1 protein-coding gene is annotated in these 661 nt (G+C 47.5%); it reads right to left on the bottom strand.

Annotated features, from left to right (window positions below):
• Positions 1-661, bottom strand: a 661-nt coding sequence (locus E1189_RS03375) for an ankyrin repeat domain-containing protein (RefSeq protein WP_196221150.1), incomplete at both ends; no start/stop codon positions are given.

Here is a 661-nt window from a genome sequence, read left to right as displayed (position 1 = left end):
CAGGTCTGCCCCTGCGTTCACTAAAATCTGGACCACCTCGGCATGACCCTCATGAGCCGCTTGAAACAAAGGCGTTATAGCATTGCATGTTTTATTCAGGTCTGCCCCTGCGCTCACTAAAATCTGAACCACCTCGGCATGGCCATTTTGAGTCGCTTGAAACAAAGGCGTTATGCCATTCCGTATTGTATTAAGGTCTGCCCCTGCGTTCACTAAAATCTGAACCATCTCGGCATGGCCATTTTGAGCCGCTTGATACAAAGGCGTTACATTATTCCATGTCTTATTCAGCTCTGCATCTGCATTCACTAAAACCTGAACCACCTCGGTATGGTTATTCTGAACCGCTTGAAACAAAGGTGTTGCAGCATTGCATGTTTTATTCAGGTCTGCCCCTGCGCTCACTAAAATCTGAACCACCTCGGCATGGCCATTTTGAGCCGCTTGAAACAACGGCGTTGCGCTATCCCATGTTCTATTAACCTTTGCCCCTGCGCTCACTAACCTCTGAACCACCTCGGCATGGCCATTTTGAGCCGCAAGAAAAAGGCCATGAATATATGTGCCAGACCCTCCACTGATAAATTGTTCGTTAACATCAAAGTTGTCTTTATCTAGAAAATACTGCACTGCTCGCACATTACCTTCACGGCAGGCTGCT

Source organism: Parendozoicomonas verongulae (genome assembly GCF_009711465.1).
GTDB classification, from domain to species: Bacteria; Pseudomonadota; Gammaproteobacteria; order Pseudomonadales; family Endozoicomonadaceae; genus Sansalvadorimonas; species Sansalvadorimonas verongulae.
This window is presented reverse-complemented; position numbering and strand designations above follow the sequence as displayed.